General features: G+C 46.5%; 20 protein-coding genes. 18 read left to right on the top strand and 2 right to left on the bottom strand.

Annotation, left to right across the window (positions count from 1 at the left end; all coding sequences use genetic code 11):
- Window positions 1–13 precede the first annotated feature (13 nt).
- The 7 genes from AAW31_RS04810 (at window position 14) to AAW31_RS19595 (ending at window position 4,138) form a co-directional block, all read left to right on the top strand.
- Complete coding sequence (locus AAW31_RS04810; RefSeq protein WP_046849364.1) at window positions 14–496, top strand: hypothetical protein; 483 nt, start codon at window positions 14–16, stop codon at window positions 494–496.
- A 3-nt stretch (window positions 497–499) separates the two neighbouring features.
- Window positions 500–1,015 (top strand): hypothetical protein, encoded by a 516-nt coding sequence (locus AAW31_RS04815; RefSeq protein WP_046849365.1) that lies wholly within the window; start codon window positions 500–502, stop codon window positions 1,013–1,015.
- 65 nt (window positions 1,016–1,080) lie between these two features.
- Window positions 1,081–1,560, top strand: coding sequence for a host-nuclease inhibitor Gam family protein (locus tag AAW31_RS04820; protein ID WP_235264497.1), 480 nt, complete (start codon window positions 1,081–1,083; stop codon window positions 1,558–1,560).
- A 64-nt stretch (window positions 1,561–1,624) separates the two neighbouring features.
- On the top strand, window positions 1,625–2,056 hold the full coding sequence (locus AAW31_RS04825) for a gp16 family protein (protein WP_046849367.1): 432 nt from the start codon (window positions 1,625–1,627) through the stop codon (window positions 2,054–2,056).
- Window positions 2,049–2,444 carry a Mor transcription activator family protein gene (locus AAW31_RS04830; protein ID WP_046849368.1) on the top strand — a complete coding sequence of 132 codons (396 nt, stop codon included), beginning with the start codon at window positions 2,049–2,051 and terminating at the stop codon, window positions 2,442–2,444. The genes AAW31_RS04825 and AAW31_RS04830 overlap by 8 nt, the downstream gene beginning before the upstream one ends.
- A 306-nt stretch (window positions 2,445–2,750) precedes the next feature.
- Window positions 2,751–3,263, top strand: a complete 513-nt coding sequence (locus tag AAW31_RS04835) for a hypothetical protein (RefSeq protein ID WP_046849369.1) — start codon at window positions 2,751–2,753, stop codon at window positions 3,261–3,263.
- On the top strand, window positions 3,263–4,138 hold the full coding sequence (locus AAW31_RS19595) for a Kiwa anti-phage protein KwaB-like domain-containing protein (RefSeq protein WP_082110340.1): 876 nt from the start codon (window positions 3,263–3,265) through the stop codon (window positions 4,136–4,138). The genes AAW31_RS04835 and AAW31_RS19595 overlap by 1 nt, the downstream gene beginning before the upstream one ends.
- A 116-nt stretch (window positions 4,139–4,254) precedes the next feature.
- Here AAW31_RS19595 and AAW31_RS04845 read toward each other — a convergent pair whose 3' ends face one another.
- Together AAW31_RS04845 and AAW31_RS04850 are read right to left on the bottom strand one after the other, a co-directional pair.
- The gene (locus tag AAW31_RS04845; RefSeq protein ID WP_046849370.1) at window positions 4,255–5,541 is read right to left on the bottom strand and encodes a three-Cys-motif partner protein TcmP; all 1,287 of its coding nucleotides are present in this window, start codon (window positions 5,539–5,541) and stop codon (window positions 4,255–4,257) included.
- Between the two features lie 39 nt (window positions 5,542–5,580).
- Window positions 5,581–6,321 carry a DUF5131 family protein gene (locus AAW31_RS04850; RefSeq protein WP_046849371.1) on the bottom strand — a complete coding sequence of 247 codons (741 nt, stop codon included), beginning with the start codon at window positions 6,319–6,321 and terminating at the stop codon, window positions 5,581–5,583.
- Window positions 6,322–6,574: 253 nt separating this feature from the next.
- Here AAW31_RS04850 and AAW31_RS22580 point away from each other — a divergent pair, with 253 nt between their 5' ends.
- From AAW31_RS22580 to AAW31_RS04900, 11 genes are all read left to right on the top strand, one after another.
- Complete coding sequence (locus AAW31_RS22580; protein WP_235264498.1) at window positions 6,575–7,168, top strand: type IIL restriction-modification enzyme MmeI; 594 nt, start codon at window positions 6,575–6,577, stop codon at window positions 7,166–7,168.
- A complete protein-coding gene (locus AAW31_RS04855) occupies window positions 7,161–9,257 on the top strand; it encodes a class I SAM-dependent DNA methyltransferase (protein ID WP_235264499.1) in 2,097 nt (698 codons plus the stop codon). Before AAW31_RS22580 ends, AAW31_RS04855 begins: the two co-directional genes overlap by 8 nt.
- An 83-nt stretch (window positions 9,258–9,340) precedes the next feature.
- A complete protein-coding gene (locus AAW31_RS04860; protein WP_046849372.1) occupies window positions 9,341–9,853 on the top strand; it encodes an N-acetylmuramoyl-L-alanine amidase in 513 nt (170 codons plus the stop codon).
- Window positions 9,843–10,319 (top strand): lysozyme, encoded by a 477-nt coding sequence (locus AAW31_RS04865; protein ID WP_144412850.1) that lies wholly within the window; start codon window positions 9,843–9,845, stop codon window positions 10,317–10,319. The genes AAW31_RS04860 and AAW31_RS04865 overlap by 11 nt, the downstream gene beginning before the upstream one ends.
- Window positions 10,316–10,849 (top strand): hypothetical protein, encoded by a 534-nt coding sequence (locus AAW31_RS04870; protein WP_046849374.1) that lies wholly within the window; start codon window positions 10,316–10,318, stop codon window positions 10,847–10,849. The genes AAW31_RS04865 and AAW31_RS04870 overlap by 4 nt, the downstream gene beginning before the upstream one ends.
- Window positions 10,850–11,062, top strand: coding sequence for a TraR/DksA C4-type zinc finger protein (locus AAW31_RS04875; RefSeq protein WP_046849375.1), 213 nt, complete (start codon window positions 10,850–10,852; stop codon window positions 11,060–11,062).
- Window positions 11,063–11,064: 2 nt separating this feature from the next.
- Entirely contained in the window at window positions 11,065–11,283 is a 219-nt protein-coding gene (locus tag AAW31_RS04880) for a hypothetical protein (RefSeq protein WP_144412851.1), read from the top strand.
- An 8-nt stretch (window positions 11,284–11,291) separates the two neighbouring features.
- Window positions 11,292–11,792, top strand: coding sequence for a DUF1804 family protein (locus AAW31_RS04885; protein ID WP_046849377.1), 501 nt, complete (start codon window positions 11,292–11,294; stop codon window positions 11,790–11,792).
- A complete protein-coding gene (gene terL, locus AAW31_RS04890) occupies window positions 11,785–13,392 on the top strand; it encodes a phage terminase large subunit (RefSeq protein ID WP_046849378.1) in 1,608 nt (535 codons plus the stop codon). The genes AAW31_RS04885 and terL overlap by 8 nt, the downstream gene beginning before the upstream one ends.
- Entirely contained in the window at window positions 13,386–14,957 is a 1,572-nt protein-coding gene (locus tag AAW31_RS04895) for a DUF935 domain-containing protein (protein ID WP_046849379.1), read from the top strand. Before terL ends, AAW31_RS04895 begins: the two co-directional genes overlap by 7 nt.
- A 99-nt stretch (window positions 14,958–15,056) precedes the next feature.
- Entirely contained in the window at window positions 15,057–15,902 is an 846-nt protein-coding gene (locus AAW31_RS04900) for a phage head morphogenesis protein (RefSeq protein WP_046849380.1), read from the top strand.
- The last annotated feature ends 35 nt before the right edge of the window (window positions 15,903–15,937 follow it).

The following is a 15,937-nucleotide window of genomic DNA, read 5'->3' on the forward strand; positions in this document are numbered from 1 at the left end:
CAGGAAGAATATTATGAAAATTGACGATACCAGCGCGCAGATACTGGATTGGGCAGGAAACCTGGGAACGGCATTTACTACCGCAGAAGCCTTCAATCAGCTCTCATTTGTTGAGAACGCGAAAGAAATGTCTGACAACATCAGAAAACTATGGGTTTTAGGTCATCTGGCACGCAAAAAAATAGACAACGTGCGCTACAGTTACATCGTGTCTGAACTGGCTACTGACGACTATGAAAGATATACCAATCCGCCTAAACCTGATGAAGTCAAGCAGGCTGTAGATTCGTTCTTGGCAAAACAGGCTCCCGGTAAAGTGAATACCCCGGCTCCCACTAAACCCATTCAGGAAGCTGCAAAAAAAGAGGCAAAAAGTGAAGAGGCGAATATTCAACCGGAGAACAAGCCGGAGTCTTTTAATCTGCTGCCTGAGCGGTTCAGCCTCACGCTGCAAACGCCAGGCGGCATCACCATCACGATAACTGCAGGAGCATAGTTCATGCATCTAACCTGCCCTTGTTGCCAGGCTGAATATCCGCTGTTAGCAGCCATTAACAATGCAGCCTTGCGGAATGTCCTTGAGCACGCCTTAAGTCAAACGCCAGTAGGCAAACTGCTGCTGATCTATGTGGATCAGCTATTCAAACCGCCCCAACGGGAAATATCTGATACGAAGCTGGCCAAACTGCTGAGCGAGCTCATCATTATGGTCGAAGCTGGCAAGATCGAACATAAGGGCCGGGTCTTCCCTGCCCCGCAGGCTTACTGGAAAGCGGCATTGGAGCAAATGATTGACCAGCGTGACACCCTGACGCTACCGCTCAAAAGCCACAGCTACCTGTTCACCATCATCGCCAGCGCAGCCGACAAGGCAGCTAAAAAGGTAGAAACCGAACAGGAAATGCGCACGCGTATCGGCCACGTGCAACAGGAGCAGGAGGCAGCAATCAGAAAAGGAATGCCGGAGGCAGTACGCAACCAGCTCCAGGAAATTATCAATAAAAACAATCCATAATTACAGGAGACAGATAAAAAATGGCTAAAACCGCCACCCGACACAAGACCAAGGCTCAAGCCCACGTGCCACAAACAAGGGATGAGGCCGCTGCAGACATTCGCAAGATCGGTGACCTGCAGCGCCAACTCACCCGTGCCACTACCGAGATGAACGACGCCATTGCCCACATCACGCAAAACTTCCAGCCACGCCTGGAAGCTCTCAATGATCAGCTCAAAACTCTACTGGAAGGTGTGCAAGGCTACTGTGAAGCCCACCGTCTCGAATTAACGGATGGCGGCAAAGTGAAAACTGCCAACCTTATCACAGGTGAGGTGCAATGGCGGCAACGCCCGCCCAGCGTATCGGTGCGCGGCTCGGATACCGTGATCGAAATGCTCAAGCGCCTGGGACTGGAACGCTTTATCCGCATCAAGGAAGAAATCAACAAAGAAGCTGTCCTCAACGCACCGGATCAGGTACGCGGTGTGGCCGGGTTGACTGTGGTCACTGGTGTGGAGGATTTAGTCATCACTCCATTTGAGCAGACTACTGAAGCCTAGAGGCTTGACCAGATGGCGTTAAATCTAGCGCCATCGAGCCAAACCTTTGGACTAATTTAACGCCATGAAAACTAGACTAACTGCAGAAGAACAACGTAAACGCGACATTGCACAGATCCACATTGCCAAAGCACAACTTGGCATGAATGATGACACTTACCGTGACATGCTGTTTAACGTTACCGGAGTGCGCTCCAGCCGTGAGCTCTCAGCCACCGCAAGACTACGCGTGCTGCAGCATCTGAAAGAAAAAGGCTGGAAGAAAAAGCTGCCAGCAAGAGCAATGCTTGGTGCACCTAAAGCAGGCAAGGCCAGCATTCAGCCGCTCATCAGCAAAATAAGTGCATTGCTCACAGAAATGAAACTACCTTGGTCTTACGCCCACGCCATCGCTAAACAAATGTGGCAGCGGGAACGGCTCGAATGGTGCAAGCCGGATGAGCTGCGCGCCATCATTACTGCCCTCACGAACAGGATGAAACAACAAAATGCATGACCATGACGTCGATGAATCATTGCTGCCCGGCATCCTTCAGGAAATCACTGCACTAATCGGGCTCCCCGCTACGCTTAAACTCACGCAAAAATACGGCGGCGTACGCCTGTACGTGCCCAAACACTTGCCGGAAGATCATGTGCTGGCCGACCTCATCGGTCTCGAGGCTGCGCGCAAGTTAGCAGAGCACTACGGCGGACTGGTACATTTCGACATCCCCAAGGCGGACGCTATCCGTATCGCTCTGAGGAACAGCAAGATCCGTGCAGAATGGCCAACCTTAAGCCAGCGCCAGCTTGCGTTGAAGTACAGCCTTACTGAGCGGCAAGTAAGAAAAATTCTCGCTATTGAACAGCAGGATGAGCCAAGGCAGATGGGGTTGTTTTAGATGAAATAACCTGATGAACTATGCAAATAGATCATCAGGTTATATAGAAATGATAAGGTTACTACACATCTAGTTTCGATCAAGACTACAAAACTTTAGCATCTTAATGAAGCGCTCAGAATAAATATTATCCTTACTAATCATAAAGCTGTTATCCATAGCCTTATATACGAAATAAATATTAATAATAAACTCTTGTCATAGCCTGATGGGCTGAATAAAATTCCATAACATTGGAATTTATGAATTATTTATATTTATGCTACTCACTGGAACGTTAGCTATACCGCCATATAGTCTCAACTGATGCGAAATTGGCTTAAAACACTATTGTTTGTTTCTTCTTTTTCCCCAGCTCTTATTACTACGGCATATGTTCGATATGATCTCTATGGCTGGAGTATGGATGTCTTTCAATTAATTATTTTTGGACTACTTGGAATTCTTTTGCCTATCTTAATTATTAAACTAGTAGAGCAACAGGGAGAAACATTTCATATTCAAGCGAAGAAAATTGAACCTAATGATTTCATGCTTCTTGCATTCGTCGGTAGCTATTTACTTCCACTTATTTTAAATAGTGCAAAAATATCAATAGATACTATTGTTGTTATTTTGGTTATTATTGGTCTACTTTTGTGGCTAATTAGCTCTCTCCCGGCACATCCTTTGTTGAGGATCTTTAAATTTAGATTTTATAAACTTGAATCATCAGCAGGAATGGTTTATACATTGATATCGAAGCGGGAAATTAGAGATCCAAAAGAAATTAAATTTGTAAAAAAGCTTTCCGAGACAATGCTCATGGAGATTAAATAATGTTTAATCTTTTCGCATTAACGGACGATCCCGCAAATCGCATACTTCGTTTCTCCTTATCACATGAAGTACAAGCAGACTTAACTTCATTACTGAAGCAGCAAGAATCTAATTTTAATTGCAATGGCCAAGAAGAAATTCCGTTTGACGGCAAATATAAACCTGATTTGGGAGAAGTTTTAGTCATCAGTGAATTTGACGATATAGATGGTCTTTCTGATGCAGTATCAAATCCATTATCAATTCCGGAAGTAACACCAACTCCAGAGGCATTTGGAAGCATAAAAGCTCTCTTTTCCGGCTATATCGATTATGATGGAATTCCCATGGTATTTATCCAACATTTTGATAAAAAAAGGATTATATCAACTAACGGACTTTCTATTTTTCATTCATTAAACGTCTATAGAAAGATAGAAGGAATCGGTCTTACTATAGACAATAAGTTAACCGCAATCATTCGAAATGGCGCGCTCAAATTCCATAGCTTTCATCTGCTGAGGCAGATTTTTGATGTTTCGGAATATTATAAAGAAGCAACAGATGTTGATATTCAGCAGTTTGCGAATATGGCTTGTGTTTCTGTTACAAATACTGCAAATTTAGTCTCAATTTCAGATACATGGATTCGCAGAAAACTTTGGTTGATATCACAAAGTCAAATATTGCAAAAAGTTCCAGTTTATGACATCAAAGCTGTTGCTGCAGAATTTAATATATCACTTGATACTAAAATGGAAAACGGAAGTGAAAAGATAGAAATTCCAGATACCAAAAAAGAGCTCAAAACCCTTCTTAGATTTTTGGATGAGGATTATTATAAATCACCTCTTCTTCAGAATCGCTATTTAACGAACTCAAAACGCCTTATATAAAATATATTCCGCGCGGCCATGGATGGAGAAGTTTGTCTTTTCTATTAAATCGATAATTCAATAAATTCTCTTTTCATACTTATATGAGTAATATGTCCTACAGCTAATTTAAAGCTCTATAACTCTTCAATTCCAAAATACAATTGCCTCTGCCTAGGCGCGATAATTAGATCAGTATCATGAATCCGATTGGCTGATCTGCGTCGACCTCCATCCTGGCCAATAACTTCCAATTCTTTGAGCTCTATTAATTTTCCTACAGCATTTCGATATATATCGGCTGATGCAGGTGACATGTTGCAGGTTGTGGCAAACATTTCACCAAATGACATTCCATCCGGATCAGGATAAATTAAATGTGGAATCTGTTCCATCAAAGTAGAAACACTCTTATTTCTCGCATCTTCATCAAAACAGAAACCCATTTGCCCAGTATATGATTCATCATTCTTAGGAATATACCCAAGAGCAGTAAACATTTTCATACCTGCTCCACCATAATGGATAAAATCCGTATTTTTGGCCCAATGGATGCGCGTCATGACATCTCTAGCGCGCGCTCTTTGTGAGAAATGGATTAACCAATAGTCGCCATGACCTTTATCTGATCGGATGAAGAATAGGGTATAAAATCTGGCATCACATTTATCTACCAGCTCTTTGTATAGGCAAGACTGAATAAATAAGCGCCAATCACTTTCGGTATTCTTAATATCTTCAATGGTACGCCCACGTAATACATCAGGAACACCAATTTTATTTAGCAAACCTTGAGTTAATCCCTTTTGATCAGTAACATAGTTCAGCATTGAATCCACAGCAAAAGTCAAAATAATTTCACTTCCAGGTAATAAATGTAAAATTTTATGGATCATTGAAGCTGGCACTTGGGAATAGCCATACTGATCTAATAAAAAGATTACTCGAGCAGCGCGAGGGCTTCGCTTTCTTACATAATCAATAATTGAATCAGCTTGTTCCTCGAAAGAAGAATGATGTAAAAAAATATTGTTGTTAATTTGAGAACCATAGCCACGGTTTTTCAATTCTTTCTCAAGATGTAACTTAGCTCCTTTATCTTTTTCAATAAAAAAATAATCAAAGTTAAGAACTATATGTTTATATCGATCCTTATTGATCAAGAATTCAACTTCCCTTGCTGCATCTAACATAATAAAAGGAGAACCAACAAGTTCCTGACCACTTTTTGCATGTCGATACACACCCCCCCCTGCAAAGCCATCAACTAGGGTAAGGCGGAATTCTTCTCTATTAGGATTCGAGGCCAGAGTTTGAATATAAGCTATTAGATAAGAACGTAGAATTTCATGCTTAACTACACTATGCTGTTGGATCAATGGGTAAGAGTGTCCAAGTGCCCATTCATAATGAACTTCAGTCATACAGCTTATTACCTTTAGTGCAAATTCATCATTATGTGACTAGAGACTCATTGTTGGCATTTCATCCCACGTCCTGCCATTAAGCATGCGACCATTTTGTTTTTTTGCACGCTTCTTGCCATCCGCACCCCATCCACCCCATTGCTTGAAAAAAAACGCTATATCGGCAACTTCACATTGCTCTCGAATAGCATCAACCCATTCTGGTTTCATTGGCCTTGCCTTTGGACCTGACTCTCCACCAACAATTACCCAGTGAATATCAGTAAGATTAATGACACCGATATCTTCAAGTAGCGGTTCAACGGACAAAAAGCGAATAGATGCTTTTATCTTACGCAAGTAATCTACCCTAGGAACACCATGTTTACGATCTTCTACAGACACCCCAACCCATGCATTTAATGGTACCTCCTTGCCATCAAAGTATCTAGCCATACGCTCAGCGCGCTTAGTCAATATCTGGAAAGTATGTTGCTTAGCATGCCGAATAATTTCAAACACTTGATCAATGTAAACAAATGGCACATCCTCATGAAAGAGATCTGACATGGAATTCACAAAATAAACCGTGGGTGTTTTACGTTTAAGCGGATCTTCTAGTCTTTTAGGAACCAAGGTTAATTTAAACCCATTCTCATATCCAGAAATTCCCATGGCTTTCAGGCGCTGAGCCATCGATTCTGCATAACAATTTTTGCAACCAGATGAAATTTTGGTGCATCCTATAACGGGATTCCAAGTTTGCTCTGTCCATTCAATTCGGCTTGTTGTGGCCATTATCTGTTCACCTTCAATATATTGATTTCAATCTTCTTTAGTCGATAACTGAAATCCTAACCAAATAGCGAAGAAAAAAGCTAATTTATATTATCACAGCATATCTAATAACTTTGTAAGTTGGCAACTATTGAAAAAGAAACGATTTATATTTTTTGGTAATTTACGATTTAATATAAGAAATTGTATGCTTCCTAAATCCCTCTAAAAGAGCGTAAAATTACCTGTTTTTTATCATTGATAATCAAATAGCATGGCACTAGCCTGGAATGAAATCAAAAACCGTGCGCTTGCATTTTCCAAAGAATGGGCAGATGCTGCCTCGGAATATGCTGAAGCCAAGCATTTCTGGGTCGAATTTTTCAATGTTTTTGGTATTTCTCCCCGACGTATTGGCAGTTTTGAGCAGAGAATCAAAAAGCTTGATGGCAAAGACGGCTACATCGATTGGTTATGGAAAGGCAATCTGCTGATCGAACATAAATCACTCGGCAAAAACCTGGATCGCGCTTACCAGCAAGCTATTGATTATTTCCCTGGATTGAAAGAACACGAGCTGCCGCGTTTTTTACTGGTCAGTGACTTTGCTCAGTTTCGCCTGTATGACATGGTTGATGGAATACAGGCCGAGTTCCAGCTTAAAGATTTCTACAAAAACGTCAAACTATTCTGGTTCATTGCGGGTTACCAACCACTAAAGATATTACCCCAAAGCCCAGTTAATGCAAAAGCTGTGCAGCGTATGGCCAAACTACACGATCGACTCAAGCAAATCGGCTACAGCGGTCATTCACTGGAAGTCTATCTGGTACGCTTGCTGTTTTGTCTATTTGCTGAGGATGTTTGACATTCTGAATACTCCAGAAGCTGCACGTCTAACAAACCTTGATGAAACTTTTACGCGCTTTCCGTATATCAACGGTAAGCTGTTTGAAGAGCGCCTGCCCATTGCCAGTTTCGACAGCGAAATGCGCGCTGCGCTGCTTTATTGCTGTGCGCTGGATTGGAGCGGAATTTCGCCTGCTATATTCGGATCGCTGTTCCAGCATATCATGGATGAAACGCCCAATGCACGACGCAATCTAGGTGCCCACTATACAACGGAAGAAAATATTCTCAAGCTGATTCGCTCACTATTCTTAGACGAATTACATGCAGAGTTTGAGAAAGCTCGCAACAATACAAAGCGTCTGCAAGTTTTTCATAGCAAACTAGCCAGCTTAAAATTCCTAGATCCAGCCTGTGGTTGCGGAAATTTCCTTGTGATTGCCTACCGTGAATTACGCTTGCTTGAGCTAAAAGTATTACGCGCTCTTTATGATAGTGGTCAACAGCTATTAGACATAACTAGTATTGTGCAAGTTGATGTTGATCAATTTCATGGTATTGAAATTGAGGAATTCCCTGCACAAATAGCCCAGGTCGCACTGTGGCTGACTGACCATCAGATGAATGCACGCGTGTCTGAAGAATTCGGTCAATACTTCATCCGCCTACCACTCAGCAAATCAGCTCATATTGTACATGGCAACTCTTTGCGGTTGGATTGGCAAAATATCCTGGCCGCTTTGGATTGCAGCTACGTTATGGGTAATCCACCATTTATCGGTGCAAAATTCATGAATGAAGCACAACGCGCAGATATCGCAACAATCTTTCGCGACACGAAGAATGCTGGATTGCTTGATTACGTTACCTGCTGGTATCGCAAAGCGGTTAATTATATGGAGGAAAATCACGTAATACGTGCTGCATTTGTCTCAACTAACTCCATTACACAAGGCGAACAAGTGGGTGTGCTATGGCCAAGTTTACTCCAGCGTGGCACGCATATTCAATTTGCTCATCGAACTTTCCAATGGGAAAGTGAAGCCAAGGGTAAAGCTGCGGTGCATTGCGTCATTATAGGCTTTGGCATGCAGGTAATCACAAATAAATTGATTTTTGAATATGAGGATATCAAAGGTGAGCCTCATGCTACACCTGCTAAAAATATCAATCCGTATCTAGTAGATGCACCCAATGTGATGCTGAACAATCGTGAAAAACCGCTGTGTAACATACCAGAGATAGGTATAGGTAACAAACCAATAGATGGCGGTAACTACTTATTTACGACAAAAGAAAAAGACGAATTTATTACGCGCGAACCACAAGCAAAACATTGGTTTCGTCGCTGGATCGGGGCAGACGAATTTATCAACGGGCATGAGCGTTGGTGTCTATGGTTGGGTGATTGCCCGCCAAACAAACTGCGGCAAATGCCAGAAGCAATAAAGCGCGTGGAAGCTGTGCGTCAATTCCGCTTAGCTAGCAAGAGCGCACCCACACAAAAATTGGCCGCCATACCAACTCGCTTTCATGTAGAAAATATTCCCCAATCTCCTTATTTAGTCATCCCAGAAGTTTCATCTGAACGACGCACATATGTACCGATTGGTTTCATGCAGCCTGAAACCTTATGCAGCAACAAGGTAAGAATATTTCCAAATGCTACGTTCTATCATTTTGGTATTCTGACTTCGCTAATGCATATGGCGTGGTTACGCGCTGTGACAGGTAGACTGAAAAGCGATTATCAATATTCTATTACAATCGTTTACAACAACTTTCCCTGGCCAAATCCTAATGACAAGCAAAAACAGGCGATTGAAAAGGCTGCCCAAGGGATATTGGACGCACGCATGCAGTTTCCAGCTTCAACACTAGCTGATCTCTATGATCCGCTTACCATGCCGCCCATTCTTTCAAAAGCACACCAGCTACTTGATCGTGCAGTAGATGCTTCATATGGCAAGAAAGCCTTTACTTCCGAAGCTGAACGCGTCGCTTTTCTGTTCGAACGTTACCAGCAGATCATTAGCTTGATGCCCGCTACTCCACCCAATAAAGTTAACGAAAAGCTCTTAATTGACAGCACTCTAAATCCCGCATAACCTGCTAACTTCATCCGCCCAAAACCTACGGGCGGACTTGTTTCCTCCTTATTTCCCTTCTTGTCTTCCGCCATCATGGTGGCATGACAAGACAAATCAAAAGCATCATCATCCACTGCTCGAATACACCCAATGGCAAGCATGTTTCCGTTGAGGAGATCGATCGTTGGCATTGTCAATGCGGCTTTAAACGTTCAGCAGAATTCAGACAGCGGCAGAATCCTGACCTGGCTTCCATCGGCTATCACTTCGTGATCTACCCTAATGGCGCAGTCGCTACTGGCCGCCACTTCGACGAGATCGGCGCGCATGCCCAAGGATTTAACAGCAAATCCATCGGCATCTGTTTGGTCGGCACCGATAAATTTACCTGTGCGCAATGGAAAAGCCTGGAACAGAACGTGTGCGGCTTGGTCACGGACATCGTGCTGCTGCAGGGAACCAAAGATCCACAAATGCCGCATGTGCTCGGTCATCGCGATCTGCCGGATGTGCGCAAGGAATGCCCTGGGTTTGCCGTGGCTGAATGGCGCACCCATCAAATGCGCCCCCTACCTGGACATATCCTGGATGAAGGGATTGGCGATGGCTGGTAAACGCAATGCCTTGATTGGCCTATCCGCTGCCGCGCTGGTGGCGATTGCCTGGTCTGAGGGTTATCGTGAGCATGCTTATGATGATGGTGTTGGAGTACAAACCATTGGCTTTGGTACCACAAGCGGCGTTAAGCCAGGCGATAAAACCACCCCAGAGCGGGCGCTGGGGTTGCTGTATCGGGATGCCAGCGAAATGGTCGCACAACTCTCCCGCCCTGGCTGTATCGGCGATGTGCCGGTATATCAGCATGAAGCCGATGCTTTTGTCAGCCTGGCGTACAACATTGGCTCTGGTGCATTCTGCAAATCCACCCTGGTCAAGAGATTAAAGCAGACTCCGCCTGATTACGCCGGAGCCTGCTCTGAAATTCTACGCTGGAACAAAGCGGGCGGCCGTGTACTGCCTGGGCTAAAGAAGCGCCGCCAGCAGGAATATGAACTGTGCATGCAGGGTGATAGCAAATGATTTCACTGTTTTCACCCTATCTCTGGCTGGCAGTCATACTCTGGTCATCCACCATGCTTGGCATGGGTTATTACCAGGGCCATCAACATGGCAAGAATGGCTGTTTGGCAGATCAGGCAGTTGCCCTTGAAGAAGCCATCCAGCAAGCGCAAGGCCAGGCCCTCGAACAAGCCAAAGCAGAACTTAAAACTACCCAGGAATTTGAAACAGCACGTGAAAAAGTACGCACTGTTTACGTAAAAATAAAGGAAAAAGCGGATGAAAATATTGAGCATAATCCTGATTATGATCATTGCAGTCTTGATGCTGACGGGCTGCGCCTCTACAACGCTCGCCCCACCTCTACTTCCTCCACGCCAGCCACCGACCTCGCTGACTCACCCTTGTCCGGATCTGCCGGACTCAGCAGACGGACGGCTTTCGACCCTGTTGCGCAACAGCCTGGAGCGCTCAGCGATGTATTACGAGTGCCAGGCGAAACACAAGGCGCTGGTGGAGTGGGTTACCCCACCACCCGAAAAGGAGAATAAATGAGAGAGGACGAATTAGCGCAGGCCATTGAACTCGCCGAGTATGAGCATACACAAAAGCGCGCTATCCGGCTAGAAGTACAAGCACCTGGATTTAGCCACTGCGAGGATTGTGGCGAAGAAATCCCGCGAATGAGGCGAAAAATCAAGGGCATAACTCGCTGCATCGACTGCCAGCATGAATACGAATTAACCCTAAAAAGAGGCTTATGACCATGACTGATGAACACACGCTGCTGCTTGGAGAAATCAAGGGCAAGCTCGATCTCATGATCGAGAGACAGGACGAAAGTAATGCCCGGCTGGATAAACTCGATAATCGTCTGCGCAAGGTCGAGACGAAATCAGCCATCAATGGTGCTATCAGCGGCGGCCTGGTATCAGTAGGTGTTGCGCTGATGATCGAAAAAGGTAAATCCCTGATCGGCCTGTAAAGGATGCAATGGCTTATTCGACTCAAAGAATAACCGAGGCACGCTCTGCCTATGTCTATGAAGCGTTAAATCTGGAAAGCGTTGCGCGTAAAACTAACATCCCGTTAAGCACCATCCGACGCTGGAAGGATGCCGCACGAGAAAATGGCGATGACTGGGATCGCGCGCGTGCAGCTGCGAGGCTGTCCGGTGAAGGGGCAGAAGCCGTCACTGCGGCTGTAATGGAAGATTTTGTGCTGCTGTTTCAAAGCACGCTGGAAGACGTCAAAAACAGCCAGGATATCAAGCCGCTGGATAAAGCCGAAGTGCTCTCACGCATCTCGGATGCCTACGCCAAAACCATGAACGCCGTCACCAAGGGTAATCCCAAGCTGGATAAGCTCAGTTTTGCTGCCGACCTCTTGCGTGACCTGGTGCAATTTATCCAGATAAATTACCCGCAACATGCAGCGGCGATGGAAGAAGTGCTGCTGCCGTTTGGCGAGAGCATTGGAAAGCGCTATGGCTAAAACTACCCAAAAAGCCTTCCTGCAGGAGCTGACACAGCTAGCGGCAGAATTCCGCCGACAAATCGAAGCGAATGTTGACGGTTTTGCGCCAGATAGCGCAGCCAGAAAAGAAAGGCTCACACGTTCAGAGCATGATCTCGAATTCTTTGCGCGCACCTATTTCCCACACTATATCAAGCATCCCAATGCAGCACTGCATGACTTCCTGTATCAGCGATTGAAAGAGATCGTCGATAACGGCGTCGGTGATCATGACGCCATTGCCGCTCCACGTGGCAATGCCAAATCAACGCTGGTGACGCAGATCTTCGTCATTTGGTGCATAGTCACGCAGCGCAAACATTACCCAGTCATCATCATGGATGCACTCGATCAGGCGCTTCCTATGCTGGAGGCGATCAAAGCCGAATTGCAATTCAATCCGCGTCTGATGATGGATTACCCGCATGCTACCGGTCAAGGGCGCGTATGGCAAGTCGGTACCATCGTAACCAGTAACGATGCCAAAGTACAGGTATTCGGCTCAGGCAAACGTATGCGCGGACTGCGCCATGGTCCACACCGGCCCGATCTGGTAATCGGTGATGATCTTGAAAACGATGAGAATGTCAGGAGCCCAGAACAGCGCGACAAATTAGAATTGTGGCTGAAGAAAACCGTGCTGTCACTCGGCCCGGCGGATGACAGCATGGACGTGGTCATCATCGGCACCATTCTGCACTATGACTCGGTGCTGGCGCGCCTGATCAAGAACCCGCTATGGAACGCACGCAAATTCAGGGCGGTGATCGAATGGCCGCATAGAATGGATCTGTGGGACAAGTGGGAGGAGCTATTGCTTAACCAAGGTGAAGCGGAGGCATTAGCGTTTTACCAGGAGCGCAAAACAGAAATGGAAGCAGGCTCAATCGTTTCCTGGCCTGCCGCCCAGCCGCTTTACAAGCTGATGGTCAAACGTGCGCGTGATGGCCGCCCGGCATTCGATTCTGAACAACAAAATGATCCCATATCCGGTGATGATGCCCCTTTTGCCAATTGCATCCAGTTCTGGGTAAATCGCCTGATGGAATGGCGCTTCTTTGGTGCATGCGATCCAAGCCTGGGCAAGCACGGTGCAAGTCGCGATCCCTCCGCCCTGTTAGTGGGCGGTTTTAACCGTCACACCGGCATTCTGGACGTAGTGGAAGCCTTAATCAAAAAACGCCTGCCAGATCGCATTATCGAAGACATCATAAAGTTACAGGCAGAATACCGTTGCGTGTTATGGGTGGTGGAGGTGATCCAGTTTCAGGAGTTTCTGCGCACGGAGCTGGTCAAGCGTTCGGCTGCCCGTGGTGTACCAGTACCGGCCACTGCCATCACACCCAACACTGATAAATTACTCAGAATCGAGACCCTGCAGCCGCACATGGCCAACGGCTTAATCCGCTTGCATCCCTCGCAAGCAACTTTGATCGATCAGCTCAGGCATTTCCCCAAAGCAGACCACGACGACGGCCCTGATGCATTGCATATGCTATGGATGGCAGCCACTACCCGCTCAAGCGGTATGGCCTACCAGAGCGCAGGCCAATCAGAAAATGAAGGAGGCGCATGGTAAAACTAGTCGATATGTATGGCAACCCGATCGATACCGGGAAATTGAAAGAAGCACAAAGCGCCAGGGTCGGACAACTGCATCAGGAGTTCGCTGCCCATCCAAGCCGCGGACTCACCCCAGCCAAACTCGCGCGCATCCTGGAAAGTGCCGAGCAGGGAGACATCCGCGCACAGCATGATCTGTTCCTGGATATGGAAGAAAAAGACGGCCATATCTTTTCTGAGATGAGCAAACGCAAACGCGCCCTCTTGACCGGAAATTGGGATATCGCGCCCCCGCGTAACCCCTCAGCTAAAGAAAAGAAAATAGCCGCCGCAGTCAAAGAACTGCTGCTGGATGTATCCAATCTGGAAGATGTGATCCTCGATTGCCTGGATGCCATTGGCCACGGTTTTACTTGCCTGGAGTATGAATGGCAGCGGCTGGGGAATAACTGGTTACCAAAGGCGATTCATCACCGCCCGCAAAGCTGGTTCATGACTGATCGTGCTACGCGTACGCAAATTCGCTTGCGTGATATGTCGCTGGATGGTGCACAACTGCAACCCTTCGGCTGGATTACTCATGTGCACAAAGCAAAATCTGGCTATCTATCACGTGCTGGACTGCACCGGGTGCTCGCCTGGCCATTCCTGTTTAAAAATTATAGCGTGCGCGACCTTGCGGAATTCCTGGAAATCTACGGTCTACCCTTACGCCTGGGTACTTATCCAAGTGGCAGCGGCGATGATGAAAAAGCAACATTGCTGCGCGCCGTAATGCAGATCGGGCATGATGCGGCGGGCATCATCCCGGAAGGCATGTCGATAGATTTCAAGGAAGCTGCCAAAGGCAGCCACGATCCCTACCAAGCCATGATGGACTGGTGCGAGCGCACTCAGAGCAAGACCATTTTAGGAGGAACGCTTACCAGCCAGGCAGACGGTAAGTCCAGTACCAACGCGCTGGGCAATGTGCATAACGAAGTGCGCCACGACCTGATGGTATCAGATAGTCTGCAATTATGCGGCACGCTCACGCGGGATCTGGTCGTACCCATCATGGTACTCAATATTGGCGGTATTGAAGATATGCGCCGCATACCGCGCTTCACCATCGATCTGCGCGAACCGGAGGACCTTGGTTTATATGCGGAAGCACTGCCAAAGCTGGTCGATGTCGGCTTGCCAGTTCCCGTTTCCTGGGCGCAAGACAAACTGCGCATTCCTGCCCCAGAAAAAAATGAACCGGTGCTCATGCGATCACAACCTGCTCTTCCTGATGCCGCACCTCCCCAACCGTCCGCCTCTGCTACTGCCATTGCTACAGCCACAGCACAATGCGGACTGGATGAATTCGATCTGTTCAGCGATGAACTGGCCAGTGACTGGGAGCGCGTCACCGATCCACTGATTGCGCCTGTTCTGGAACTGGCAGCAACGACCAGCAGCCTGGATGAGTTTCGCACAAAAATGGCCGGACTAATTGAGTCGATGGATACCTCAAGATTGACCGAGACGTTGGCACAAGGCCAATTTGCCGCTGCCATCTATGGGCGCGTGCGTAATCAGAAAGCAAATGAATAAATCGTACGGGCGATCTTTGTGATCGCCCATGTTAATCATGGCACAAGGGACGAATACAAGATTCGCCCCTACACCGCCATCCAAAATAACAAATAACCCATGCCAGCATTTGAATTCAAATTATTACCGCCAGCAGATGCAATCGAATTCTTCCGCCAGAAAGGCTACCTCATTTCCTTTAGTTGGGAAGATGTGTGGCAGCAAGAACATCAAGCTGCATTTACCGTAGCCAAGGCCATGCAGATCGATATTCTGCGCGATATTCGCGAAGCTGTCGATAATGCTCTGGCAGAAGGTACAACCTTCGAGCAATTCCGCAAAGAACTGGCTCCACTGCTGCTGCAGAAAGGTTGGTGGGGCCGAGCTGATATGACTGACCCGATCACTAATGATGTAAAGAACGTGCAATTGGGCAGCATGCGCCGCCTTAAGGTTATTTATGACACCAATCTACGCACCGCCCATAGTGAAGGACAATGGCAACGTATTCAAAGAAATAAAGATTCGTTTCCCTATTTAAAGTACGACGCCAAAAACTCTGAGCACCCTCGCCTGGAGCACTCTGCCTGGGATGGATTGGTGTTACCTGTCGATGATGCCTTCTGGCAAGCACATTATCCGGTCAAGGCATGGGGCTGTAAATGTGGCGTAATGCAACTGGATGAAGACACGCTAAATGAACTGGGATTGAAACCTTCCGAACCACCGCAAGAAAAAACCTACACTTATATCAACAAGCGCACCGGGGAAGTGCAGCGCATACCGAAGGGCGTTGATCCTAGTTTCAATTATCCGCCAGGAGGTCGTTTGGCAAATTTACAAAAAATGCTGGCTGACAAGATCAATCGCCTGCCGGATGATTTAAAAGCTGCGGCAAATGAGCAAATCAAAAAAACGGGGATTCAAGCGGTTTTCTCTGTTACTGGCTACTATGCCCTTACTTAAAAATTTTACCCGCGTTAACTATCCGTTAAATCACG

The organism is Nitrosomonas communis, assembly GCF_001007935.1.
Taxonomy (GTDB): Bacteria; Pseudomonadota; Gammaproteobacteria; order Burkholderiales; family Nitrosomonadaceae; genus Nitrosomonas; species Nitrosomonas communis.

What these genes read in the sequence shown, in the direction of transcription:
- AAW31_RS04810 (WP_046849364.1), top strand. Translation starts at nt 14, where the DNA reads ATGAAAATTGACGATACCAGCGCGCAGATACTGGATTGGGCAGGAAAC.
- AAW31_RS04815 (WP_046849365.1), top strand. Translation starts at nt 500, where the DNA reads ATGCATCTAACCTGCCCTTGTTGCCAGGCTGAATATCCGCTGTTAGCA.
- AAW31_RS04825 (WP_046849367.1), top strand. Translation starts at nt 1,625, where the DNA reads ATGAAAACTAGACTAACTGCAGAAGAACAACGTAAACGCGACATTGCA.
- AAW31_RS04830 (WP_046849368.1), top strand. Translation starts at nt 2,049, where the DNA reads ATGCATGACCATGACGTCGATGAATCATTGCTGCCCGGCATCCTTCAG.
- AAW31_RS04835 (WP_046849369.1), top strand. Translation starts at nt 2,751, where the DNA reads ATGCGAAATTGGCTTAAAACACTATTGTTTGTTTCTTCTTTTTCCCCA.
- AAW31_RS19595 (WP_082110340.1), top strand. Translation starts at nt 3,263, where the DNA reads ATGTTTAATCTTTTCGCATTAACGGACGATCCCGCAAATCGCATACTT.
- AAW31_RS04845 (WP_046849370.1), bottom strand. Translation starts at nt 5,541, where the DNA reads ATGACTGAAGTTCATTATGAATGGGCACTTGGACACTCTTACCCATTG.
- AAW31_RS04850 (WP_046849371.1), bottom strand. Translation starts at nt 6,321, where the DNA reads ATGGCCACAACAAGCCGAATTGAATGGACAGAGCAAACTTGGAATCCC.
- AAW31_RS22580 (WP_235264498.1), top strand. Translation starts at nt 6,575, where the DNA reads ATGGCACTAGCCTGGAATGAAATCAAAAACCGTGCGCTTGCATTTTCC.
- AAW31_RS04855 (WP_235264499.1), top strand. Translation starts at nt 7,161, where the DNA reads ATGTTTGACATTCTGAATACTCCAGAAGCTGCACGTCTAACAAACCTT.
- AAW31_RS04860 (WP_046849372.1), top strand. Translation starts at nt 9,341, where the DNA reads ATGACAAGACAAATCAAAAGCATCATCATCCACTGCTCGAATACACCC.
- AAW31_RS04865 (WP_144412850.1), top strand. Translation starts at nt 9,843, where the DNA reads ATGGCTGGTAAACGCAATGCCTTGATTGGCCTATCCGCTGCCGCGCTG.
- AAW31_RS04870 (WP_046849374.1), top strand. Translation starts at nt 10,316, where the DNA reads ATGATTTCACTGTTTTCACCCTATCTCTGGCTGGCAGTCATACTCTGG.
- AAW31_RS04875 (WP_046849375.1), top strand. Translation starts at nt 10,850, where the DNA reads ATGAGAGAGGACGAATTAGCGCAGGCCATTGAACTCGCCGAGTATGAG.
- AAW31_RS04880 (WP_144412851.1), top strand. Translation starts at nt 11,065, where the DNA reads ATGACTGATGAACACACGCTGCTGCTTGGAGAAATCAAGGGCAAGCTC.
- AAW31_RS04885 (WP_046849377.1), top strand. Translation starts at nt 11,292, where the DNA reads ATGGCTTATTCGACTCAAAGAATAACCGAGGCACGCTCTGCCTATGTC.
- terL (WP_046849378.1), top strand. Translation starts at nt 11,785, where the DNA reads ATGGCTAAAACTACCCAAAAAGCCTTCCTGCAGGAGCTGACACAGCTA.
- AAW31_RS04895 (WP_046849379.1), top strand. Translation starts at nt 13,386, where the DNA reads ATGGTAAAACTAGTCGATATGTATGGCAACCCGATCGATACCGGGAAA.
- AAW31_RS04900 (WP_046849380.1), top strand. Translation starts at nt 15,057, where the DNA reads ATGCCAGCATTTGAATTCAAATTATTACCGCCAGCAGATGCAATCGAA.